This is a genomic window from Pectobacterium wasabiae CFBP 3304 (assembly GCF_001742185.1).
Lineage (GTDB): Bacteria > Pseudomonadota > Gammaproteobacteria > Enterobacterales > Enterobacteriaceae > Pectobacterium > Pectobacterium wasabiae.
Window position 1 is genome coordinate 2719584 of record NZ_CP015750.1, and the last position, 23492, is coordinate 2743075.

A 23492-nucleotide genomic window follows, 5' to 3' on the forward strand; every position below is an offset into this window, starting at 1 on the left:
ATCTCACTCACGCAGCAGGCGTGAGTTTTTTTAGGACTCAATTTGTGACGACGCTTGAGCAGTGTATTGGCAATACCCCACTGGTGAAATTGCAGCGTGTGACGCAGGGGTTAAACAGCGAAATCTGGCTGAAATTGGAAGGGAATAATCCCGCTGGATCGGTAAAAGATCGTGCTGCGCTTTCTATGATCCAGCAGGCAGAAGATCGCGGGGATATCGTTCCCGGCGACAGGCTGATCGAAGCGACCAGTGGGAACACCGGTATTGCGCTGGCGATGATCGCGGCGGTAAAAGGCTATCGACTACGCCTGTTGATGCCGGACAATATGAGCTATGAACGCCAGACCGCGATGCGTGCCTACGGTGCGGAGCTGGTGTTGGTCAACCGCAAACTAGGGATGGAAGGCGCACGGGATCGGGCGAAACAGATGGTGCTGGCGGGGGAAGGGAAAACGCTCGATCAGTTCAATAATCCAGACAATTCGCTGGCGCACTTTCTCACGACGGGTCCAGAAATCTGGCAACAGACGGCGGGGAAGCTGACCCATTTTATTTCCAGCATGGGGACAACCGGTACGATCTCTGGCGTCAGCCGTTATCTGAAGCAGCAGAATCCGGCAATTTGTACGGTTGGGCTACAGCCTGCGGAAGGGAGCCACATTCCCGGCATTCGGCGCTGGACGCCGGACTACATGCCGGGCATCTTTCGCGCCGATCTGGTCGATCGTATTTTGGATATGACACAGGTGGAAGCCGAAAATACGCTGCGGCAGTTGGCGCGTCAGGAAGGCATCTTTTGCGGCGTCAGTTCCGGTGGAGCGGTGGCTGGCGCACTGCGGCTTGCGGCGGAAAACCCCGGTAGCGTGATTGTGGCGATCGCCTGCGATCGCGGCGATCGGTATCTGTCTACCGGGGTATTTGATTAACCTACTCGTCGTACTTCAAGTTGCATGTGCGTTGACTATTCCCGTTCCAGCGCGTGAATCGGTTCCATCCGTGCCGCGCGACGGGCGGGGAAGAAGCCAAAGATAATGCCGATCAGGCTGGAGCACAGGAACGCGGCAATAATCGAGGCGCTGGAATAGATCATCGCGAAATTGCTGCTGAATTGTGCGAACAGCACGCCGATAGCTAGCGACAGCCCCACGCCGATTATGCCGCCGAACAGACAAACCAGCACCGCTTCGATAAGAAACTGCTGCATGATGTCGCTGGTGCGTGCGCCAACCGCCATGCGAACGCCGATCTCTCGGGTTCGTTCAGTGACAGACACCAACATGATGTTCATCACGCCGATACCGCCGACCAGCAGCGAAATCAGGGCGATCATCGACACCAGCAGTGCGAGTGTGGTGGTGGTTTTCTCGATCATCTGGCGGATGTTGTCGGTGTTCATGATAAAGAAGTCTTTCGTACCGTGCCGCTGCGTCAGCAGCGTGGTGATGTTCTTCTCGGCGATGTTCATATCAATATTGTCTTTTACCCGCACCGTGATGCTTCTCAGGTAGGACTGCCCGACCATGCGCTTCATCACCGTGGTGTATGGCACCCAAACGTTCAGATTTTCATCGCTGCCGAAGCCGCCCTGATTCTTGCTGACGACACCGATAATCCGCACGGGTAGTGAGCCCAGCAAAATCACTTGCCCAATGGGGTCCTCGCCGTGGGGAAACAGCTTATCGCGCGTATTTTTGTCAATCACCGCATCCTGCGTCAGTTGATCGACGCTGCTGCGCGGGAAAAGCACGCCGCGATCCAACGTGTAGCCGCGCACGGTGAAGAACTGTTCGCCAACCCCAGAAACGCTAGCGGAAACGGCAATGTTGCCGTAGCGCATGGTGACGCTGGTGGAGATTGAGGGCGTGACGCTATGCACGTAGGGCTGCTGTGTCAGTGGTTGAATATCGCTGGCGCGCAGCGTCTGGATCGCGCTGGCATCCATGTCGCCAAAGCCTTTGCCGGGAAAAATTTCCAGCGTGCTTGTGCCCATCGAGTTGATATCGGCCAGCACCTGCTCCTGCGAACCTTTTCCCAGTGCGACTACCGAGACGACCGACGCGATGCCGATGATAATCCCTAACATGGTCAGGAAGGTGCGCATCCGCTGTGCATTCATCGCCAGTAGCGCCATTTTAAAGGCATCAATAAAGCGATCTTTGAACTGATTCAGAGCCGAGGTGGTAGGCGACGCGGTTTTAGGTAACGGCGCGGTGGCTTCTTCGGGACGCGTTTGCCGATCGGCAATCACTTCACCATCGCGCAGTTCGATGATGCGCTGCGCGTGTTCGGCGATCGTCATATCGTGCGTGACGATCACAACGGTGTTGCCCTGTTTATGCAGGTCGCGAAGTATGCCCAGGACTTCGTTGCCGCTGTGGGTGTCCAGCGCCCCGGTCGGTTCATCCGCCAGAATGATACCGCCAGCATTCATCAGCGCCCGCGCGATACTCACGCGCTGCTGTTGGCCACCGGAAAGCTGGCTGGGTCGATAGTGAAGGCGATTTTCCAACCCCAGTCTGCTTAGCAGATCTGCTGCCCGCTGACGGCGCGCCAGCCGACTCTTCCCGGCATAAATCGCAGGGACTTCAACATTCCCGAGCGCCGTCAGGTCACCAAGCAGGTGATAGCGTTGGAAAATAAAGCCAAAATGCTCGCGGCGCAGTTCGGCCAACTGATCGTTATCCAGTTCGCCAACGGCGCGCCCTGCCACCTGATAGTCACCGGCGGACGGCTTATCCAGGCAGCCGAGAATATTCATCAGCGTGGATTTTCCCGAGCCTGATGCACCGACAATCGCCACCATTTCTCCCTGGTTGATGGTCAGATTAATATCTTTAAGAACGGTAACGTCCTGTTCACCGTTGGAAAAACGGCGGGTGATACCAGTCAGTTTAAGCAAAGATGTGGACATGCGTTACATCCCCACTGGCGGGCCGGGATGCGTGGAGGTTACATCGCCGGGGGAGGGGCTGACAACGACCTGCTCCCCGACGCTGAGCCCCGAACGGATCTGGGTGCGCACGTTATCATTGAGGCCAAGCGTGACCAGACGTGATTCAACCTTTTTGTTCGCATTGACGACCTGCACGTACCACATGCCATTGCGCAAGGTTAACGCTGTCGCAGGGACGACGATGGCATTTTTCACCGAAGACAGCAGAATATTGACCTGCGCCGTCATCGAAATACGCAATACGCCATCAGGGTTTTGCACATCGAACTGACCGTTGTAATAAATTGCGGTACTGGATGAGGAACTGGAACTGCCTGTGCTGGATGATGTGGTTGCCGAGTCTGTGTTGATAGAGTCCGGCGCGGGCTCTATCGAACTCAACGTCGCTTCATAACGCTTATTCGGTTCGCCCAGAATGCTGAACCAGACCGGCATGCCGGTTTTCACCTTAACGACGTCGGCTTCTGAGATTTTTACCTTGATGGTCATGGTGTCCAGATTAGCGACTTTGGCAATGGTCGGCGTAGTCTGGATCGCGTTCACCGTCTGGCCTGCTTCAACCGGAATCGCTACCACCGTGCCCTCCATCGGTGAGCGAATTTGGGTATACCCAAGATTCACCTTGGCGGTGTTAACGGTGAGCTGCGCCTGAACGATTTGAGCGTCTAGCGCGTCGATATTGGCTCTGGTGGCATCAAGCGTTGCCTTCGCACTATCGTAATCGGCCTGAGCGCCCACTCCGCGCTTCATCAGCATTTGCTGACGCTGCCAGCTTAATTCGTTATTACGCAATTCCGCTAGTTTGGCTGCTCGCTGGGCCTGAACGTTTTTTAGCGCGGCTTCGCCATTCTTTAATGTGTCCTGCTGGGTGAGGTCATCAATCTCGGCGATCAATTGCCCTTTTTTCACCTTATCACCCAATTTGACGTGCAGCGCTTTGATTTGCCCCGAGGCTTGAGCGCCGACGCTAACCTGCTTCTGCGCCTCAATGTTTCCATCGGCGAGTACCGTTTGTTCGAGATCCGCGATCTCTGCGGCGGTGGTGACCGCGTTTGGCACGGGCGATGGCTTGCTGAAAAACAGATGAATAAGCACGGCAATAGCAATAAGGCCAAGTGCGATCGTGATACGGCGTCGTGTAAAAAATCGTGATTGCATCAGGGGGAGTTGTCCTTAATAAGTGCGTATCAACGGGAGTAAATAGCGCAGGTGAGTAATTTACCCTGAGTCCGTAAAGGTAGCGGTAATCTTTGCTGAAAGAAATGGTAAGGATTACGTAAATCTGGCTGCGAATATTAACGCCAGGCCTGAGAATACAACATATATACCGTCATATTTTACGTTGCTTGTGTGTTTTTTCTACAAATCGAATTATGCAGGGACCCGATTAATAAGGACAGAATATGAATATTTTACTGGTCGATGATGACGTAGAGCTGGGCGATATGCTCTGTGAATATCTGAATGCGGAAGGATTTTCGACCTCCCGGGTGCTGACGGGCAAAGAGGGCGTCGATGGCGCAATGTCGGGGGATTACACCGCGATGATTCTGGATGTCATGCTACCGGATATGAGTGGGATTGATGTACTGCGCCAGATCAGAAAAACCGAGCAGTTACCCATCATTATGCTGACGGCGAGAGGGGATAATATCGATAGGGTCATCGGTCTGGAAATGGGGGCGGATGACTATATGCCCAAGCCGTGCTACCCGCGTGAACTGGTGGCGCGACTGAGGGCGGTGCTACGTCGCTATGACGAGCAGCCGAGTACGAAACGGGACGAAAGCGCAGCGGCCAGTGGTGAACTGGTATTGAACCCTGCGACGCGCATCAGCGCATGGCGCGGGAAGCCGTTTGATCTGACGGCATCTGAATTTAATTTGCTGGAACTGCTATTGCGTTTCCCCGAGCGGGTGGTGTCAAAAGATGAACTGTCTGAAAAATGTCTGGGGCGTCGCCGTGAGGCTTATGACCGCAGCGTAGACGTACATATCAGCAATATTCGTCAGAAGCTTGGGGCATTGTCGGGCAACACGATGACGATTGAAACCGTGCGCAGCGTCGGATACCGGATTCGCTGATGATGATTCGTGGAAGGCTTTTCTGGAAGATATTGCTGGGATTCTGGCTGACGTTCCTCGTTATGTCTCAACTGCTGTGGTTGGCTTTTTCTCTGGACGGAGATCGCCATAAACCGCTGGAAGAGATGGTGGTATCGCGTATTGCGACAGTGCAAACAGAAATAGTGGCTGCGGCGTTACAACATGGTGGCTTGGGCGAACTCAACGATGTGATATCGCTGCTGCCAGAAGAGGATCAACAATACATTTCCATCACGGCGTCACCGTTCCCGCTGTCGGAACAGGATCTCGCCGCCTCACCACAGAACGCCCTGCTCGACGATGCTTTCACGCTGGATAAACGTGGCGCGCAGCGGGCCACTTACGTTATCAAGCAGGTTAGTGGCCCGGCAGGAAAGTGGTATCAGATACGTTATGACGCCGAGCGGCTGCGCAGTGAATTTCGTCCTCCTCGTCCCGTTGAATTTCTCAATGTGCCAGCGCCGTTTGTCATTATTGCGGGGTTTGGCGGTTTGCTATTTAGTTCGGTGCTGGCATGGAGTTTAGCTCGCCCGTTGAACCAGATTCGTGCCGGTTTTGATCAGGTTGCGCAAGGCGATTTGAACGTACGTCTGCTGCCAGTGATGCGCAAGCGCCATGATGAAATCAGCGACGTGGCACGCGATTTTGATTCCATGGTCGAACGACTGGACAGCCTGGCCAGCACGCGCGAACAACTGCTTCATGATGTCTCGCATGAGCTACGTTCTCCGCTGGCGCGTTTGCAGCTTGCTATCGGGCTGGTGAGGCAGAACCCAGACAACCTGGAGAATTCCTTGCAGCGTATCGAACGTGAGGCACTGCTGATGGATAAGATGATTGGTGAACTGTTGACGCTATCGCGCACGGAGCATTCCGGCATTGAGGAGGCTTATTTCGATTTGCTGGGGTTAGTGACAGCCGTGGTAAATGATGCGCGTTATGAAGCACAGGTCACCGGCGTTGAAATCCTGCTCGCGGCGGATGAAGATGAAGACTACACGGTCAAAGGCAACGCGGAGCTGATGCGCAGGGCGGTCGATAATGTCATGCGCAACGCGCTACGTTTTTCTGCTCCTGCACAGCCGGTTGCCGTGTCGCTCATTGGCAATGAGCAGGAATGGATGATTCAGGTTGTCGATCAGGGGCCTGGCGTAGAGAAAAGTAAGCTCTCCAGTATTTTTGATCCTTTCATTCGTGTTGATTCGCCGCTGTCCGGCAAGGGCTATGGATTGGGGCTGGCAATAGCCCGAAAGGTTGTGCTGGCGCACGGTGGGCATATTGAGGCGGATAATGGTGAGCAGTGCGGATTAGTGATTCGCCTGTGTGTACCGCGCTGGAAAGCCTGAAACGAAAACGGCACCATCCTGGTGCCGTTTCGTGCAAACGTAGTAAACCATCCGTAGAGGAAAGGCTTACTTTTTGATACGGATAACCGGTGTTTCACCGACAACAACCGTACCACTCAGTTTGGTCAATTCCTTGATTTCATCCATGTTGGAAATAACCACTGGTGTCAGAGTAGACTTCGCTTTTTCTTCCAGCAGAGCCAGGTCAAACTCGATAACGAGATCGCCTTTCTTCACGCGCTGGCCTTCTTCGGCGATGCGTTTGAAGCCTTCGCCTTTCAATTCAACGGTATCAATACCAAAGTGCACAAACAGCTCAATGCCGCTGTCAGACTCGATGGAAAACGCATGGTTGGTTTCAAAAATTTTGCCGATGGTGCCATCTACTGGTGCAACCATTTTGTTGCCAGTTGGCTTGATCGCAATGCCATCACCGACGATTTTCTCTGCAAATACGACATCAGGAACATCTTCAATATTGACGATTTCACCGGACAGCGGGGCAATGATTTCGATGCTGCCAGTGTCTTTTTTATCGTCAGAAACCAGAGATTTCAATTTATCGAACAAACCCATGATTCTCTCCTAAGCATTAATATTGGGCCAGCGCATACCCTAATCTTTCAAGTTGTTGTGGCATTTGCGTTTTTTCGCTACCCCGACGGCGACGGTATCGACTGTCGGGGGTGCTGATTGCCACCTTGAAACCTATTAGGTAAAGCAGAATCAGCAGAGCGTTTTTTCTTTAATAAAGCGGCTCACCAGATTGCTTAATTCTTGTGCTGTCGGTTGAGCTAGTGCTTGATCCGCCAGCGCCTTCGCATCTTCGTAATTCGCATTACGGATGATTTTCTTGATGCTCGGGATAGAGATCGCACTCATACTGAATTCGTCCAGACCCATTCCCAATAACAGTAGTGTAGCACGTTCGTCACCGGCGAGCTCACCGCACATCCCTGTCCACTTGCCTTCGGCGTGAGACGCGTCGATGACCTGCTTAATCAGGGTAAGGACGGCGGGGGACATCGGGTTATAGAGATGAGAAATCAGCTCATTACCGCGATCAACTGCCAGAGTATACTGGGTTAAGTCATTTGTCCCAATACTAAAGAAGTCGACTTCTTTGGCTAAATGAGAAGCAATGGCGGCGGCGGCAGGCGTTTCAACCATCACGCCGACCTCAATGCTTTCGTCGAAGGCTTTACCTTCTTCTCGTAGCTGCGTTTTCAGCATCTCCAGTTCAGCTTTTAGCTCACGTACTTCTTCCACGGAGATGATCATCGGGAACATGATACGCAGTTTGCCAAAGTTGGACGCGCGTAGAATGGCACGCAACTGAGCATGCAGAATTTCTTTGCGATCCAAACAGATACGAATAGCACGCCAGCCAAGGAACGGGTTCTCTTCCTTCGGCAGATTCATGTAAGGCAGGTCTTTGTCGCCGCCGATATCCATGGTACGGACGATGACGGCCTGTGCACCAACGGCTTCGGCAACGGCCTTGTACGCCTGGAATTGCTCTTCTTCGGTCGGCAGCGAGTCACGATCCATGAACAGGAATTCGGTACGATACAGGCCAACGCCTTCTGCGCCGTTACGCTCCGCACCCGCGACATCACGCACGGTGCCGATGTTGGCACAGACTTCAACCTGATGACCGTCCAGCGTGATAGCTGGCAGATCTTTCAACTTAGCCAGCTCATATTTTTCAGCGTGGTATTGCTGCTGAACGGCTTTTAATTCTTCGATCTTATCCGCAGTCGGATTCTGATAGATCTTGTTGTTGACCGCATCCAGAATCAGATAGTCGCCGTTTTTGACCTGACGAGTGACATCTATCGTGCCGACGATCGCAGGCAGTTCCAGCGAACGGGCCATAATGGAGGTGTGAGAGGTACGGCCACCGATATCGGTAATGAAGCCTAACACTTTGTCCAGATTCAACTGTGCGGTTTCTGACGGTGTCAGATCCGTTGCGACCAGAATCACTTCATCCTGAATATCGCCCAGATCGACGATGGTCATATTGAGAATGTTGCGTAGCAAACGCTTCCCGATATCACGCATGTCTGCGGCGCGTTCTTTCAGATATTCATCATCAAGTTCTTCCAGCGCTTTGGCCTGGTTTTCGATAACGGAAAACGCGGCGGCATCGGCGGAAGCATGTTCATCTTTAATCAGGGCTATGATTTCCTGCTCGAACTCTTCATCTTCCAGCAACATGATGTGGCCTTCGAAGATGGCTTCTTTCTCTGCGCCCAGCGTCTCGCCCGCTTTCTTCTTGATAGCTTCCAACTGTGCGGATGCTTTGGAACGGCCAGTCAGAAAACGTTCAGTTTCCTGTTCTACCTGATCCGCAGAGATTTTTTTCCGGTTGATGAGAATTTCATCTTCTTTCAGTAACAGTGCCTTACCAAAAGCAATTCCCGGTGATACTAATATGCCTGAAATCATAACCCTACCTTACTCGATTCTGATGTTCACTAAAAAGACCCGTCGGTTACTCGAGCTCTGCCATCAGTTTAACCAGATGTTCAACCGCTTTTTGTTCGTCTTCGCCTTCCGCAGCGATAGTAACCACAGTTCCTTGGGTTAAGCCGAGTGTTTGTAATTTGAACAGGCTCTTGGCGCTGGCGCTCTTGCCGTTAGACGTCACGGTGATTTCGGAGGTGAAGCCTTTGGCTTCTTTGACGAATTGAGCAGCGGGACGAGTGTGCAGGCCATTTGGTGCGGTGATAGTCACTTCTTGCTGGAACATGTTTTTTCCCCAACTTATGGATTAGATTAATGTTGTGGAACTAAAGTTTAGCTGATTCACTGAACTTTAGCCTGTTTGGTTAGCGCCTGATTTATGTTACAGGGGCGAGCCACGATGCGACAAGAAAACCGTCAAACGTATTTCCTGAATAAAATACCATCAAACACCGCAGATTCCGCCACCCATTATCTTAACCCCGGTCGCAAAACGGCGATGTGGCTATCGTGCGCGGGGAACAAACAAGGTAATGAGGCGTGGCATTTGTCGGATATTAATTTCACGCATCAAAATAATTGCTTGGTTAAATACTAAACCTGATGCGGAAAAGCAATCTGTATGTGGTGGAAAGTTTGAAGTGTGCCACAAAAAAGCACCTAAATAGGTGCTTTTTTAACACATTGTTTACTTAGTGTTCGAGGGGGCGACGTGGCTATTGTTGCAGTTCCTGCTCGGTGAACAGGTCGGCAAAGAGTGCGGTGCTGAGGTAGCGTTCGCCGGAAGAAGGCAGAATAACGACGATAGTTTTACCGTCAAACTCTTTCTCTTTGAGCAAATTCAGCGCGGCAGCAACGGCTGCACCAGAAGAGATACCGGCCAGAATGCCTTCTTCTTCCATCAAACGGCGCGCGGTGCTGATCGCTTCTTCATTCGTGACTTTTTCTACGCGGTCAATCAGTTTCAGATCCAGGTTATCAGGAATAAAACCTGCTCCGATGCCTTGAATCTTGTGCGGGCCGGGTTTTAGTTCTTCGCCTGCCAGCGCCTGAGTGATTACCGGTGAGTCGGTAGGTTCAACCGCCACGCTGATAATGGCTTTGCCTTTGGTGTTTTTGATGTAGCGGCTTACACCGGTCAGCGTACCGCCAGTACCGACGCCAGAGATAAAGACATCAACCTGACCATCGGTATCTTCCCAGATTTCAGGGCCGGTAGTTTTCTCGTGGATCTCTGGGTTAGCCGGGTTGCTAAACTGTTGCAACAGCAGATAACGCTTTGGATCGCTGGCGACAATCTCTTCCGCTTTGGCGATCGCGCCTTTCATGCCTTTCGCGCCTTCGGTCAGCACCAGGTTGGCACCCAGTGCTTTCAGCAGCTTACGGCGCTCAATGCTCATGGTTTCTGGCATGGTGAGCGTGAGTTTGTAACCGCGAGCGGCTGCGACGTAGGCCAGGGCAATCCCTGTGTTTCCGCTGGTAGGTTCAACCAGTTCAATACCTGGTTTGAGAACGCCACGCTTTTCTGCATCCCAAATCAGGTTGGAGCCGATACGGCATTTTACGCTAAAGCTGGGGTTGCGGGATTCCACTTTAACCAGAATGCGTCCGTTGCCGATACGGTTCAGGCGAACCAGCGGCGTATGGCCGATTGTGAAAGAATTGTCTTCGTAGATCTTGCTCATAGCCTGTCCTTAATAACTGTATGAAATTTTTGCGAACGTAGAGAGAATACTCGTTCACACTTTTCAGTGAAGTAAAGAATTGCTATATCGTTATGTTCTTAAGAAATATCTTTTCATTACAATAGAAAACACTTGCCATGATCAACCCATGTACATTGTCTTTTTATGGTGCTGTTTTCGGTAGCGTCGCGGACAGATCCCGATAGCGATCCACCCACAACTGCGTCGCACCACATACCGCAACGGGCATGATGACCAGATTCAAGAAAGGCACCAGCGTAAATAGGCTGACCAATGCGCCAAACTGCATATTGGTGACTTTGTGGCGGCGTAATGCCTGCCGCATTGTGGAGAAGCCCACTTTGTGGTTATCAAAAGGGTAATCGCAGTACTGAATCGCCAGCATCCACGCGCTGAATAGAAACCACAGAAGCGGGGCGACAGTCTGTCCGATGCCGGGGATGAAATAGAGAAGCAACAATACAATCGCGCGTGGCAGGTAATACGTCAGCTTTTGGACCTCACGCGTCATGATGCGCGGGACGTCTTTGGCAATGCTGAGTATGCCACTGTCCGGCAGCGTTTGGCCGGTTAATTTTGCTTCCAACTGCTCTGCCAATAAGCCGTTAAACGGGGCGGCAATAAAATTGGCGATAGTGCTGAATAGGTAGCTGAATACCAGCAATATGGAGAGTACGGCGAGTGGCCAAATGAGGTAACTGAGCCATTGCAGCCAGCTCGGTATATAGCTCATGATCTGAGGGATCCAGTTATTAAGCCGGGTGAAAAGCCACCAAAAAGCGCCGCCCATCAGCACGATGTTCATGAGTAAAGGAAGAATAACGAAACGTCGGATGCCAGGTAGTGAGATCAGACGCCATCCGGCAAGAAAATAGTGTATACCACTGCGAGTTTGGTCTGCTGTATTGCCGTAAGGCGGTTTTTCGGAAGACATTGTGACAATGTTCTCAGTCATTTGTTTGTTGAGGCATCATATCGGGATGATCTTATGCTGGCTAGCCTATATTTGGATGAAAAAACAGCAAAAAAATGCGTTCTATCTATCTTTATTGCCATAAAGTACCGCGCAGGCTTGCACTTGTGTACTCAGGCAAATAGAGTTAGTAGTATAAGTATTTGCCGTGGTGGCAATGTATTGTTAGAACAATTGGGATAGCAATGATGCAGGACTTGCGTCTGATATTAATCGTTGTTGGCGCGATCGCTATAATAGCGCTTTTACTGCACGGCTTGTGGACTAGCCGTAAAGAGCGCTCGTCCCTTTTTCGTGACCGCCCGGTTAAACGAGCAAAGAAAACGCGGGATGAAGCGCCGCTTGACGATCTGGACGAAGGCGTTGGCGAAGTTCGCGTGAAGGGGGCTCGCTCGCAGCAGAATGAGCCTTCATTTGGCGGTACGTCCTTTGAGCAGAATGAGCCTTCATTTGGCGGTACGTCCTTTGATAACGCGCCGTCTGACAACGCGTCGTCTCATCACCATAGTGCACGCGAAGACGTTCGTTCTGCGGCGAAATCGCCGTTTGAGAATCTGTCTCCCGTTTCGTCTTATGACCCTTTGTTGGATGAAGCGACGCCAGTAGATTCGTCACGTGCGCAGGTGCGCGGTGAGACGGCTCCGCAGTTCAGAGAATCCTCTGTTTCTGAGCCCAATATTGCTGCTCCGCGTGAGCCATTTGCGTATGATGCACCGCCATCAGCGCCACAGGAACCTGCAACGCATTCACTGCATGAGAAGGTTCAGCCCGCGCAGCCTCTGCAACCTGCGGAGCCGGTTGAACCCGCCGCGGCAAAAGAAGCCGTTCTGGTGCTGCACGTGGTGGCGCATCAGGGGGGAGTGATTGGCGGTGAGGTGCTGTTACAAAGCCTGCTTCAGGCTGGCTTCCAGTTTGGTGAAATGAACATTTTCCATCGTCATGTGAACCCGGCTGGCGCAGGGCCAGTGTTGTTCAGTTTGGCGAATATGGTGAAACCCGGTTCGTTTAACGTGGATGCGATGGCCGAATTCTCGACGCCCGGCGTGTCCATTTTCATGATGGTGCCGTCTTATGGCGATGCCGGCCAAAACTTTAAACTGATGTTACAGTCTGCGCAGCGTATTGCTGACGATGTCGGCGGCGTGGTGCAAGATGATGAGCGTCGTATGATGACGCCGCAGAAGGTTGAATCCTACAAAGCCCGTATTCGCGACGTGCTGAAAGCCAACGCCTGATAGCACAATCTATCTATGTGAAAGCATAAAAAGCGTATGTGAAAGCATGAAATTTGTGAATGCAGTGGGTGAGAGAGAAGCCTCCGTTAGTGGAGGCTTTTTTTTATCCTTTGCTCTGGCAGTAGTGTAAAAAAGTAAGAAAAGGGTGACATGTTGTGAGTGAAGCAAAAGGATTAAAACAAGAGCTTGGCCTGATTCAAGGCGTTGGGCTGCTTTCTACCTCGCTATTGGGGACTGGGGTATTTGCGGTTCCTGCGCTGGTCGCACAGTTGGCACAGCAAGACAGCCTGTGGGCATGGCCGATTTTGATCTTGTTTGTTTTTCCTATTGCCATTGGCTTCGCTGCGCTGGGGCAACATTTTCCTAATGCGGGCGGTGCTGCGCACTTTGTTAATTTGGCCTTCGGGCCGCGTATGGCGCGTGTGACCGGCTGGCTATTCCTTTCCGTTATTCCTCTTGGGCTACCGGCGGCCTTGCAGATTGCTGCCGGATTCTGGCAGGCGGCATTTGGCTGGAGCGATTTGGGGCTGCTCTGCGTACAGTTGCTGACGCTGGGTGGTATCTGGCTGCTTGGCCTGCGCAGTGCAGGATCGAGTGCCAACATTCAGATCGTCATCGCGCTGCTGGTGGTGGGATTAGTCGCCGCAATCTGGTGGCAGGGAGAAATCACGCCTGCGCATATCCCTTGGCCGTCGGTGAATGAATTGTCATGGCCTAACACCTTCGGCGCGTTGGCGGTCATGTTTTGGTGCTTCGTTGGCCTTGAAGCTTTTGCGCATATGGCGACGGAGTTTCGGGTGCCAGAGCGGGATTTTCCACGGGCTTTACTCATCGGCATGCTGGTCGCAGGTGCGGTTTATTGGGGATGCACGGTCGCCGTACTGCATTTTAAGGCTTATGGGGAAGGGATTGCCGCAACGGCATCACTGCCGGGGATCGTCGTGCAATTGTTTGGTCAGCACGCGCTGTGGATCGCCTGCTTTGTCGGGTATCTGGCCTGTTTTGCCAGCGTGAATATCTACACGCAGGGGTTTGCCCGTTTAGTCTGGTCGCAGGCGCCGAAAGGCAGTGCATTGGCTAAGCTGTCCGCAGGGCAGGCACCAGTGAATGCGCTGTCGGTTGTGGTGACCTGCTGTCTGGTGTGTTGCCTGGTGATTTACTGGCTCAGGCTACCGTTGGACATGCTGATTGTGTACGCGAACGGCATTTTTGTACTGATCTATCTGCTGTGTATGCTAGCGGGATGGCGTTTGCTGCAAGGAAAGGCCAGAGTGATGGCTGTAATCGGAGGCATACTCTGCTGTGCGCTGTTGCTGATGATCGGCTGGAAATCGCTGTATGCGTTAATCATGCTGGCCGTACTATGGCTGTTTTTGCCGCGCAGGCACGTTGAACTGGTTTCTCACTGAGTTCTTTTTTCTGACATTCTGCGGTGTGAAATTTTTCGTTCTGAAGAACTGCTGCTGTTGCCGTGTCTGGAATTGAGCAGCGCCCTGGACAGGGCGCTGCATCGGGTGACGATCAATCGTTTTCCGCTACGGCGGCCGGTTTTTCTTCCGCAGACAATTTTGCTTCCAACTCGGTCAGACGCTGTTCCAGACGGGCAATCTTCTCGCGCGTGCGGAGCAGAACCTGCGTCTGAATATCGAACTCTTCACGGTTCACCAAATCCAGTCGGGTCAGTTGTGCCTGCAAGACCTGACGAACTTTTTTCTCCACATCATCACCCAATTCCCGGATACCTTTTGGCATGGATTCATGCACTTGACGGGCGATTTGCTCAATCTTCTTTGGGTCAATCATGTCGCTTTCCTGATTAGGTTATGTAAGTAAATACTATAGCAAGAGCAAGTGTAATGCCTATAAACGAAATCCGACATCTGCTTTGCACATATTCAGCATAATTTTACTGTATTCCAGCATACGTTTTGCCCTATTTCCTGCAGCGGATCAATTGCCCTATCGAGGTATTAGCGTTATAGTAAATCCGCTTATTCTCAGGGCGGGGTGTAATTCCCCACCGGCGGTAAACCAGTGAACGTATGAACGAATAAGGTTCTGCGCACTGGAAGCCCGCGAGCGCTTACGCTGTGTTTTCCGGTTCTTATTGCCGGTTTCGCAACGTCAGGTCAGCAGATCCGGTGTAATTCCGGAGCCGACGGTTAGAGTCCGGATGGGAGAGAGTAACGGTATCTGTCGGGCTATATGCCCGCTCGCGTTATTTTTGTTAGCCATTACTATGCAACCAGTGGTAGTGGTTACTCCTCAAGCTCGCCCTGATTCTGGTAATTCATAATAACATTGAGGTTTTTTACCATGAATCAGACATTACTTTCTGAATTTGGCAATCCTACCGAACGCGTAGAACGCGCACTTGATGCATTGCGTCATGGCCGCGGTGTGCTGGTACTGGATGATGAAGATCGTGAAAACGAAGGTGACATGATCTTCTCCGCTGAAAACATGACCGTTGAACAAATGGCGCTGACGATCCGTCACGGCAGTGGCATTGTGTGCCTGTGCCTGACGGAAGAGCGTCGCCAGCAGTTGGAATTGCCGATGATGGTGGAGAAAAATTCCAGCCATTACCAAACGGCGTTCACCGTAACCATCGAAGCCGCCGAAGGCGTGACGACGGGGGTTTCCGCTGGGGATCGCTTGACCACCATTCGTGCTGCGATTGCGGATAATGCGAAGCCGAGCGATCTGAATCGCCCAGGCCACGTGTTCCCGTTGCGCGCCCAGCCGGGTGGCGTATTAACGCGCGGTGGTCATACTGAGGCAACGGTTGATCTGATGACGCTGGCGGGCCTGAAGCCGTCTGGCGTACTGTGTGAACTGACGAACGATGATGGCTCAATGGCGCACGCGCCGGAAGTGATCGCGTTTGCCAAACAGCACGATATGCTGGTGCTGACGATTGAAGATCTGGTCGCTTACCGCATTGCGGCAGAGCGCAAAGCTAGCTGATTTTCGCGGATATCATGTAGACAAAAGGGCCAATTAATCGGCCCTTTCGTATTTTATGACTTATATTTTCAGCGGCTTAGGGCTTTCTTGCCAACAGCGTAGCGAAACGCAACTTGATGCGATTACCCTGCGCGTCTGTCTTATGTAATTCACCCATATCCTCGTTATATTTGAGGATCTCCCAATCGGCGTAATAGTTTTTCAGTTCGTCTTCTTTAAAAGTAAATGAGAAGGGCATTGGGCACGGACAATCTTCCGTCGACATCGCGGCGATAATCAGGTTATAGCCGCCGCTAACGGTGCTGTCCTGCATATTACTGATGATGTGTGGAATACGGTCACGTTCCAGGAACATCAATACGACGGTCGACAGGATAAAGTCGTACTGCTCTTTGATTTCCGCCAGATTGATGTTGTAAACGCCCGCACGGATGTTTTCCAGCGCTTCGCTCTTGATGATATTATTCAGCGAATCAATGCTTTGCTCGTGTTTATCACAGGCCGTTACGTCAAACCCACGCAGGTTCAGATACAGCGAGTTACGCCCGCCACCACAGCCTAAATCCAGCGTTTTGCCTGGTTTGATGTGCTGTACCGCGTTGATCACTTCGGAATGGGTGCGCGTCAGACCGTATTTTTTATGGTAAAAATCTTCCGCCGAGCAGAAAAAGCTGAGCTGACATTCCAGATCGTCAGAAAACGAGACGATGCGGTGCCACGCCTGCGGCTCAACAAACGGTGGCTGGTTCTGCTCGGAGAACTGGAATGTTTCCAGCGTCTCGCCGTCTTCAGTCAGCATGGAAAAGGTCATTTCCCCTTTCAACACGATCAATTTTGCCCAGGTGCCTTCCTGCGTGTTGTGCTTTTCCTGAAACGCGGCAGGCAGCGTCTGGTTGTTCCACTGCGGCATCTTCTTATAACAAATGAGATCTTGCATCTTCACCTCGGTGTGTAAATTTCAAATAACTATGACCGTATTCTATAAATCTGCGCGCAGGCTGGCTATAAAATATGTATTTTAAATGCATTATTTGTTTTTCAGTGTCAAACGGTAGTGGAAAGCTGTCGCAGCAGCGGAAACGCCTCTTTCATCCACTCGCCGCCGACCACAAAGGCACGCAGCTTTTGCTGACCATCCAGCGCTTTCGCCACCATACCCTGCTCGTTCCATTCCTGCTGCCAATGCAAATCGTCGCCAGTGGTATCACCAGCCATCTGTAGGGGGAACAGCGGCGTCTTGATTTTAACCAGCATCGGCGGCAGTGCCAGCGTCTCATTGGCTCCCAGCAGATTTTTCGCCAGCGCGATGGCGCTGAGTTGAATCGGTTGCAGGAAAGGCAGCAACTTACCGCCAATTTCCGCACAGTCGCCCAGCGCATAAATCTGCGGATCGGTGGTCTGTAACTGTGCATTGGTCTGGATGCCTTTCCGCACCGCCAAATCTGCCACTTTCGCCAGTTGCATATTGGCCTGCAAACCGATTGCAGAGATGATTTCGTCCACTTCGACCGTGCGGCCATCGGTAAATATCGCCTGCACGCCCGTTTCGGTTTTCTCTAACTGCTGCACGGTCGTCTTTAGCAGCAGCGAAACGCCCTGCTGCGTCAGTGTGAATTGTAGCCGTGCGCTGACTTCGGGTGGCATCAACGCAGGTAGAATGCTGCTGGCGCAGTCAACCAGCGTAACCTGTTTTCCGGCGCGGCTCAGATCCATCGCCAGTTCGGTGCCAATGAGTCCGGCACCGAGCACCAGCACGCGTTCGGCCTGCCAGAGTCGGGATTCGTGGGTGCGGTATTCCTGCTGGCTATTGAGCGTCAGCATGTGCTCGCGCCCCGGAATCGGTGGCACGATGGCGCTGGCCCCAGTTGCGAACACCAGCTTGTGGTAATCGTAACGATCCGCACCGCAGATGACCTGCTGTGTGTTGCGATCAATTGCGGTAACGCGCGTATTGGCCAGCAGCGTAATACGGTTTTCTTCGGCAAATGCGGTGGCCTGCATCTTGGTCAGATCGTCGGCGTGCTGCTGCTGGCTCATCACATGGCTTAAATCCGGCTTGTTGTACTCATCGCCGTTGTCGGCAGTAATCAGGCGGATAGGGCAGTGCGCATCCAGCTTGCGTAGCTGCCGGATGAGCTGGCGGGCGGCAAAGCCCGCGCCAATAATCACGATATCTTTCATCATCCTCTCCTTAGCGAATCGGATTGAAAACGTCTTTACCCAGCCCACATTCCGGGCAGAGGAAGCTGTCTGGAACATCTGACCACATGGTGCCAGGTGTGACATCCTGCATCGGTTCGCCGAGTGCCGGATCGTAGATCCACTGGCAGACGCTGCACAGCATACAGCCGCTTTCTGACTGTGTGGTTGGCTGTGCTGTTGACCGTGGCGCAGCGACTTCATTACATCCACAGGCGCTTTCGGCAGGGGCGCTCACATTTTGTGGGGCGGCTGCGGCTTGCGGTACGGCTGGGGTCGGTTTCACTGGCGAAATGACGCGACGAGCAGGCGTATCATCCAGCGGATGCAGCGCCCACTGACGAGCGATTTCGCGACCGTGCTCGCGGCAAATTTCTAGCGCTGAACCGTCAGGACGCCATTTGGTTTTCAGCGCCAGCGTGGTTTCAAAACCGGCATCCATCAGACGGGTTTGCACACGGTCTACCGCGCCGCCGTTCCAGCCGTAGCTGCCGAACGCCGAAGCCTTCTTGTTTTGGAAACGCAGGCCGGTGATCTCTTCCAACATGGCAGCAACTTTCGGCATCATCACATTATTCATGGTGGACGAACCGACGAGCACGCCTTTCGAACGGAAGACCTGCGTCAGGATTTCGTTCTTGTCGTGACGGGCGACGTTGTAAATTTTTACCGCTACGCCGGGATCGACATCGTTGATACCTTGCGCAATGGCGTCGGCCATCATGCGGGTGTTATTGGACATGGTGTCGTAAAACAGCGTGATGCGATCTTCCTGATAGCTGTCTGCCCACTTCAGATACAGGTGAATGATCTGGGCCGGATCGTCACGCCATACCACACCGTGCGAGGTCGCGACCATCGACAGTGGCAGGTTAAAGCCCAGCACTTCGTGGATCTTCGCAGTCACCAAACGGCTGAACGGCGTCAGGATATTAGCGAAATAGCGCTGGCACTGCTCAAACAGCTCGGTTTGATCGACTTCGTCATTAAACAGGTGCTCATCACAGTAGTGCTGACCGAACGCATCGTTACTGAACAGCACGGCATCCTCGGTCATGTAGGTCATCATGCTGTCCGGCCAGTGCAGCATCGGTGTTTCGATAAAGATCAATTGCTTGCCGTTACCGATATCCAGCGTGTCGCCGGTTTTGACCGTATGGAAATTCCACTCAGGATGGTGATGATGACCGGTAATGGAATCGATCGCATTGTAAGTACAATAAATTGGCGTATTGGGAATACGCGCCATCAGCTCGCTCAGCGCGCCGGCATGATCCTCTTCGGCGTGGTTGATCACGATATAATCAATCGTGTTCAGATCCACTTCTGCCATCAGATTCTGCACAAACTCGCGGCTGAATTTGTGATCGACGGTATCGATCAGCACGGTTTTCTCTTCGCGGATCAGGTAGCTGTTGTAGCTGCTGCCTTGCAGCGTTTTGTATTCCGTACCGTGAAAATCACGGACTTCCCAGTCGCGTTGCCCAACCCAGTGGATGTTGTTCTTAACGTGAATCGTCATGTTCTGAAACCTCAATAATCATATGCGGGAAAATATGTTGTAGAGATTGCAGGAAGCGTGCCAGTTTTTATTGTGTTGATTTATAAAGATTTAATAAATAACTATTGTCAAAATGACATTGTTCATCTATTGTCTTAATGACACAGATAATGTCATTAGGACACACCATGACGCTCTCCATTAACGCTCTTGCCCGCATCGCTATCGAACTGCAAATGGGGTTGTCGAATCAGGATCGCTTTCAGCGTTTGATCAACAGCCTACGTCAGTTGCTGCGCTGTGATGCGTCGGCGCTGCTGCGTTACGAAAATCAGTTGTTCCGCCCATTGGCGATCGACGGGCTAGCACCTGACGTGCTGGGGCGTCGTTTCCGTCTGTCCGATCATCCCCGGTTAGAGGCGATTGCTCGTGCAGGCGACGTGGTACGTTTTCCGGCGGATAGCCAGCTTCCCGATCCATATGACGGCCTGATCCCCAGCCAAGAGGATCTTAAGGTGCACGCCTGCGTTGGTCTGCCGCTGTTTGCCAATCAAAATCTGATCGGTGCGCTGACCGTAGACGGCATGGACCCTTGTCAGTTCGACCATTTTAGTGATGAAGAACTGCGGCTGGTGGGAGCGATGGCGGCGGCGGCGCTGAGTAATGCGCTGCTGATGGAGCGTCTTGAGCGGCAGTTACCTGCACCGGTGCGGGCTGAAAGTCCGGCGGCGGAAAGCGTGGAGGAAATGGTTGGGCTATCGGAACCGATGCAGCGGTTGAAGAAAGAGGTGAATATCGTCGCAGGTTCCGATCTGAACGTATTGATCATGGGAGAAACTGGCGTCGGTAAGGAACTGGTAGCGCGGGCGATCCATCATGGTTCCAGTCGTGCGAATCATCCTTTGGTCTATCTGAACTGTGCCGCGCTGCCTGAATCGGTGGCGGAGAGCGAACTGTTTGGCCATGTGAAAGGGGCGTTTACCGGTGCGATTCACCATCGAACCGGCAAGTTTGAAATGGCGGATAACGGTACGCTGTTTTTAGATGAGATTGGTGAATTGTCGCTGACGCTACAGGCGAAACTGCTGCGCGTATTGCAGTATGGCGACCTACAGCGCGTGGGGGATGACAGCAGCCTGAAAGTGAACGTGCGTGTGCTGGCGGCGACCAACCGCGATCTGCGGCAAGCGGTGTTGGATGGTGCGTTTCGTGCCGATTTATTCCACCGCTTGAGCGTGTTCCCGCTGTCTGTACCGCCGCTGCGCGAACGTAGTCAGGATGTGGCGCTGTTAGCCGGTTTCTTCTGTGAGCGCAGTCGTGCGCAGTTAGGGTTGGCGCGTCTGGCGTTAACCGCGGAAGCGGGGGCGCTGTTGGAGCAGTACGACTGGCCGGGTAATGTACGTGAACTGGAACATGCCATTTATCGCGCCACCGTGCTGGCGAGAGCGGGGCAGGAATCGGGCGAAGTGCTTTTAGGCCCTGAGCATTTCAATCTTGAACTTCCCTCCCAGCCTGTTCATGCGACCTCCGGTTCATCGAGTGCTATCGACACGGTACCCGCGTATTTCATCAGCGGCGGCCTGCGAGAGGCAACGGATGACTATCAGCGTCGGATCATCCAACAAACGCTGGCGCGCCACGAAGGCAACTGGTCATCCTGCGCAAGAGAACTGGAAATGGACAGCGGCAACCTGCACCGCCTAGCGAAGCGGTTGGGCATCAAATAAAAAACGCCCCGAAAATCGGGGCGCTGAGGTTGCTGACAAAGCCCGCAGAGCGGGGGTAACGGATAGATCGTAAAGACGCTGCAAGTACGTCCATGTAAGCCCGAGTTGCGCAGATATGAATCTCATCCCTGAGATTCACCCTTGCAGGGCCGTCGCTAGCGACGTTCAAAAACGTTCCTGACGTTTTTGTCCCTGGCGCAAACGCTTTACTCTTCTATTCCGTTACTCCCGTTTTCGTTCGGTAAATAGGTTTGTCAACGGTCTGAACGTCCCGAAAATCGGGGCGTTGGCACACGAAATATCTCCTAACCTCTAATCACAGCAGAGGTGAGTTAACCGCATTTCACGCACTTGGCGCTCTGAATCACCTGGAAGAAATCGTTGCCTTTATCATCGACCAGAATAAAGGCAGGGAAATCTTCGACTTCGATTTTCCAGATGGCTTCCATTCCCAGCTCTGGGTATTCCACGCAGGTCAGGCTCTTGATGCTGTTCTGCGCCAGAATTGCAGCCGGGCCGCCGATGCTGCCGAGGTAAAAGCCGCCGTGTTTATGGCACGCGTCGGTCACCTGCTGGCTGCGGTTGCCTTTCGCCAGCATGACCATGCTGCCGCCGTTGGCTTGCAGTAAATCAACGTAGGAATCCATGCGGCCTGCGGTCGTTGGGCCTAATGAACCCGATGGGTAACCTTCCGGCGTTTTTGCCGGGCCGGCGTAGTAGATCGGGTGATCTTTGATGTACTGCGGCAGGCCTTCGCCGTTATCCAGACGCTCCTTCAGCTTGGCGTGAGCAATGTCACGACCCACGATGATGGTGCCGGTCAGGGAAAGGCGGGTGGATACCGGATACTGCGACAGCGTCTTCAAGATCTCGGTCATTGGGCGGTTCAGGTCGATTTTAACCGCATCACCTTCGCCCGTTTCACGCAGGTGCTCAGGGATATATTTGCCCGGATTTTGCTCTAGCTGCTCCAGCCAGACGCCTTTGCGGTTGATCTTGCCTTTGATGTTACGGTCAGCGGAACAGGACACACCCATGCCGACTGGACACGATGCGCCGTGGCGCGGCAGGCGGATAATTCGCACATCGTGTGCAAAATATTTGCCGCCGAACTGTGCGCCCAGACCCAGATCGCGCGCCGCTTCCAGAATTTCCTGCTCCAGCGCCACATCGCGGAACGCCTGACCATGTTCATTACCTTCGGTCGGCAGTTCGTCGTAGTACTTGGTTGAGGCCAGCTTAACGGTTTTCAGCGTGGTTTCTGCCGAGGTGCCGCCAATCACAAACGCGATGTGGTATGGCGGGCAGGCCGCTGTGCCCAATGAACGCATTTTCTCGATCAGGAAGCTTTTCAGCTTACCCGGTGTCAGCAGCGCTTTGGTTTCCTGATACAGGTAGGTCTTGTTGGCTGAACCGCCGCCTTTAGTGACGAACAGGAATTTATAGTCTTCGCCCTCGGTGCTGTAGAGATCAATCTGCGCAGGCAGGTTGGTGCCTGTGTTGACCTCTTTATACATATCCAGCGCGGCGTTCTGCGAGTAACGCAGGTTGTCTTCAATGAATGTGTTGTACACGCCATGCGATAGCGCTTCGGCATCGTTACCGCCAGTCCACACGTTCTGGCCTTTTTTGCCGACGATGATCGCCGTACCGGTATCCTGACAGGTTGGCAGAATACCCTTAGCGGAAATTTCTGAATTGCGCAGGAATTGCAGGGCAACGTATTTATCGTTTTCGCTGGCTTCCGGGTCGTGGAGAATATCGGCAACTTGCTGCTGGTGAGCGGGGCGGAGCATGAAAGAAGCATCATGGAAGGCTTGCTGTGCCAGCAAGGTCAACGCGGCTGGCTCGATTTTCAGGATGTCCTGACCTTCAAATTTAGCGACAGAGACAAAATCGCTGCTCAGCAGGCGATATTCGGTGTCATCTTTACTGAGTGGAAAAGGATCTTGGTAATAGAAGGGTTTATTCGACATTTTTTTCTCACTTGCAATGGCATTAATTAATAAATTCCGACCTTTATAGGATTCAACGTCTTATTATTAAGGTAAGGCGTATTACGCAGCACTACAGGGATGTCTCGAATACAAAAGTAGTGTACCCGTCATACTTCAAGTTGCATGTGCGTTGGCTGCATTCAGTCACCCGAATCACTTACCTGAGTAAGCTCATCGGGATTCCTTCTCTTGCCGCCTTCCTGAAACTCGAATTATTTAGGGTATAAACACCATAATAGTATGGTTTTTTGTCGGGAAGTACCACTTTGGTACATCACAATAATAATGATGTGACAGGTTATTTTTTT

Annotated in this window: 19 protein-coding genes and 1 riboswitch; of the genes, 7 read left to right on the plus strand and 12 right to left on the minus strand. The window is 52.6% G+C overall.

The features are described 5' to 3' along the window. Positions 1-44: 44 nt before the first annotated feature. The gene (cysM, locus tag A7983_RS12320) at positions 45-926 is read left to right on the plus strand and encodes a cysteine synthase CysM (protein WP_005971876.1); all 882 of its coding nucleotides are present in this window, start codon (positions 45-47) and stop codon (positions 924-926) included. Between the two features lie 35 nt (positions 927-961). Here cysM and A7983_RS12325 read toward each other — a convergent pair whose 3' ends face one another. Both A7983_RS12325 and A7983_RS12330 read right to left on the minus strand, forming a co-directional pair. Then, positions 962-2911 (minus strand): MacB family efflux pump subunit, encoded by a 1950-nt coding sequence (locus A7983_RS12325; RefSeq protein WP_005971878.1) that lies wholly within the window; start codon positions 2909-2911, stop codon positions 962-964. A 3-nt stretch (positions 2912-2914) separates the two neighbouring features. Continuing rightward, positions 2915-4111, minus strand: coding sequence for an efflux RND transporter periplasmic adaptor subunit (locus A7983_RS12330; RefSeq protein WP_005971879.1), 1197 nt, complete (start codon positions 4109-4111; stop codon positions 2915-2917). A 245-nt stretch (positions 4112-4356) separates the two neighbouring features. Here A7983_RS12330 and A7983_RS12335 point away from each other — a divergent pair, with 245 nt between their 5' ends. Both A7983_RS12335 and A7983_RS12340 read left to right on the plus strand, forming a co-directional pair. Next, the gene (locus A7983_RS12335; RefSeq protein WP_005971881.1) at positions 4357-5037 is read left to right on the plus strand and encodes a response regulator transcription factor; all 681 of its coding nucleotides are present in this window, start codon (positions 4357-4359) and stop codon (positions 5035-5037) included. Then, complete coding sequence (locus A7983_RS12340; RefSeq protein WP_005971883.1) at positions 5037-6404, plus strand: ATP-binding protein; 1368 nt, start codon at positions 5037-5039, stop codon at positions 6402-6404. The genes A7983_RS12335 and A7983_RS12340 overlap by 1 nt, the downstream gene beginning before the upstream one ends. A gap of 66 nt (positions 6405-6470) precedes the next feature. Here the strand turns inward: A7983_RS12340 and crr are convergent, their stop codons facing one another. The 5 genes from crr to cysZ form a co-directional block, all read right to left on the minus strand. Then, complete coding sequence (crr, locus tag A7983_RS12345) at positions 6471-6980, minus strand: PTS glucose transporter subunit IIA (RefSeq protein WP_005971886.1); 510 nt, start codon at positions 6978-6980, stop codon at positions 6471-6473. A gap of 150 nt (positions 6981-7130) precedes the next feature. After that, entirely contained in the window at positions 7131-8858 is a 1728-nt protein-coding gene (ptsI, locus tag A7983_RS12350) for a phosphoenolpyruvate-protein phosphotransferase PtsI (protein ID WP_005971888.1), read from the minus strand. 46 nt (positions 8859-8904) lie between these two features. Next, positions 8905-9162 carry a phosphocarrier protein Hpr gene (ptsH, locus tag A7983_RS12355; RefSeq protein ID WP_005971891.1) on the minus strand — a complete coding sequence of 86 codons (258 nt, stop codon included), beginning with the start codon at positions 9160-9162 and terminating at the stop codon, positions 8905-8907. A 430-nt stretch (positions 9163-9592) separates the two neighbouring features. Next, positions 9593-10561 (minus strand): cysteine synthase A, encoded by a 969-nt coding sequence (gene cysK / locus A7983_RS12365; RefSeq protein WP_005971893.1) that lies wholly within the window; start codon positions 10559-10561, stop codon positions 9593-9595. A gap of 163 nt (positions 10562-10724) precedes the next feature. Beyond that, entirely contained in the window at positions 10725-11516 is a 792-nt protein-coding gene (cysZ, locus tag A7983_RS12370; RefSeq protein WP_005971895.1) for a sulfate transporter CysZ, read from the minus strand. A gap of 224 nt (positions 11517-11740) precedes the next feature. On the opposite strand from cysZ, the gene zipA reads away from it, so the two are divergent. Both zipA and yjeH read left to right on the plus strand, forming a co-directional pair. Next, the gene (gene zipA / locus A7983_RS12375) at positions 11741-12790 is read left to right on the plus strand and encodes a cell division protein ZipA (protein WP_005971897.1); all 1050 of its coding nucleotides are present in this window, start codon (positions 11741-11743) and stop codon (positions 12788-12790) included. A 155-nt stretch (positions 12791-12945) separates the two neighbouring features. Then, a complete protein-coding gene (gene yjeH, locus A7983_RS12380) occupies positions 12946-14199 on the plus strand; it encodes an L-methionine/branched-chain amino acid transporter (RefSeq protein WP_005971900.1) in 1254 nt (417 codons plus the stop codon). A gap of 112 nt (positions 14200-14311) precedes the next feature. Here yjeH and ubiK read toward each other — a convergent pair whose 3' ends face one another. Further along, positions 14312-14593, minus strand: a complete 282-nt coding sequence (gene ubiK / locus A7983_RS12385; protein WP_005971902.1) for a ubiquinone biosynthesis accessory factor UbiK — start codon at positions 14591-14593, stop codon at positions 14312-14314. Positions 14594-14779: 186 nt separating this feature from the next. Further along, positions 14780-14979: riboswitch (FMN riboswitch) on the plus strand. Positions 14980-15106: 127 nt separating this feature from the next. Between ubiK and ribB the strand changes: the two genes are divergently transcribed. Then, positions 15107-15760, plus strand: coding sequence for a 3,4-dihydroxy-2-butanone-4-phosphate synthase (gene ribB, locus A7983_RS12390; RefSeq protein ID WP_005971904.1), 654 nt, complete (start codon positions 15107-15109; stop codon positions 15758-15760). Between the two features lie 76 nt (positions 15761-15836). On the opposite strand, the gene tehB is transcribed toward ribB, so the two are convergent. From tehB to norV, 3 genes are all read right to left on the minus strand, one after another. Next, positions 15837-16697 carry an SAM-dependent methyltransferase TehB gene (gene tehB / locus A7983_RS12395; RefSeq protein WP_005971906.1) on the minus strand — a complete coding sequence of 287 codons (861 nt, stop codon included), beginning with the start codon at positions 16695-16697 and terminating at the stop codon, positions 15837-15839. A 107-nt stretch (positions 16698-16804) separates the two neighbouring features. Next, positions 16805-17944, minus strand: coding sequence for an NADH:flavorubredoxin reductase NorW (gene norW / locus A7983_RS12400; protein WP_039477951.1), 1140 nt, complete (start codon positions 17942-17944; stop codon positions 16805-16807). A 7-nt stretch (positions 17945-17951) separates the two neighbouring features. After that, positions 17952-19481, minus strand: a complete 1530-nt coding sequence (gene norV / locus A7983_RS12405) for an anaerobic nitric oxide reductase flavorubredoxin (protein ID WP_005971911.1) — start codon at positions 19479-19481, stop codon at positions 17952-17954. A 167-nt stretch (positions 19482-19648) separates the two neighbouring features. Here norV and norR point away from each other — a divergent pair, with 167 nt between their 5' ends. Next, a complete protein-coding gene (gene norR / locus A7983_RS12410; protein ID WP_005971914.1) occupies positions 19649-21187 on the plus strand; it encodes a nitric oxide reductase transcriptional regulator NorR in 1539 nt (512 codons plus the stop codon). Positions 21188-21519: 332 nt separating this feature from the next. Here the strand turns inward: norR and fumA are convergent, their stop codons facing one another. Then, the gene (gene fumA / locus A7983_RS12415; RefSeq protein ID WP_005971917.1) at positions 21520-23163 is read right to left on the minus strand and encodes a class I fumarate hydratase FumA; all 1644 of its coding nucleotides are present in this window, start codon (positions 23161-23163) and stop codon (positions 21520-21522) included. Between the last annotated feature and the right edge of the window lie 329 nt (positions 23164-23492).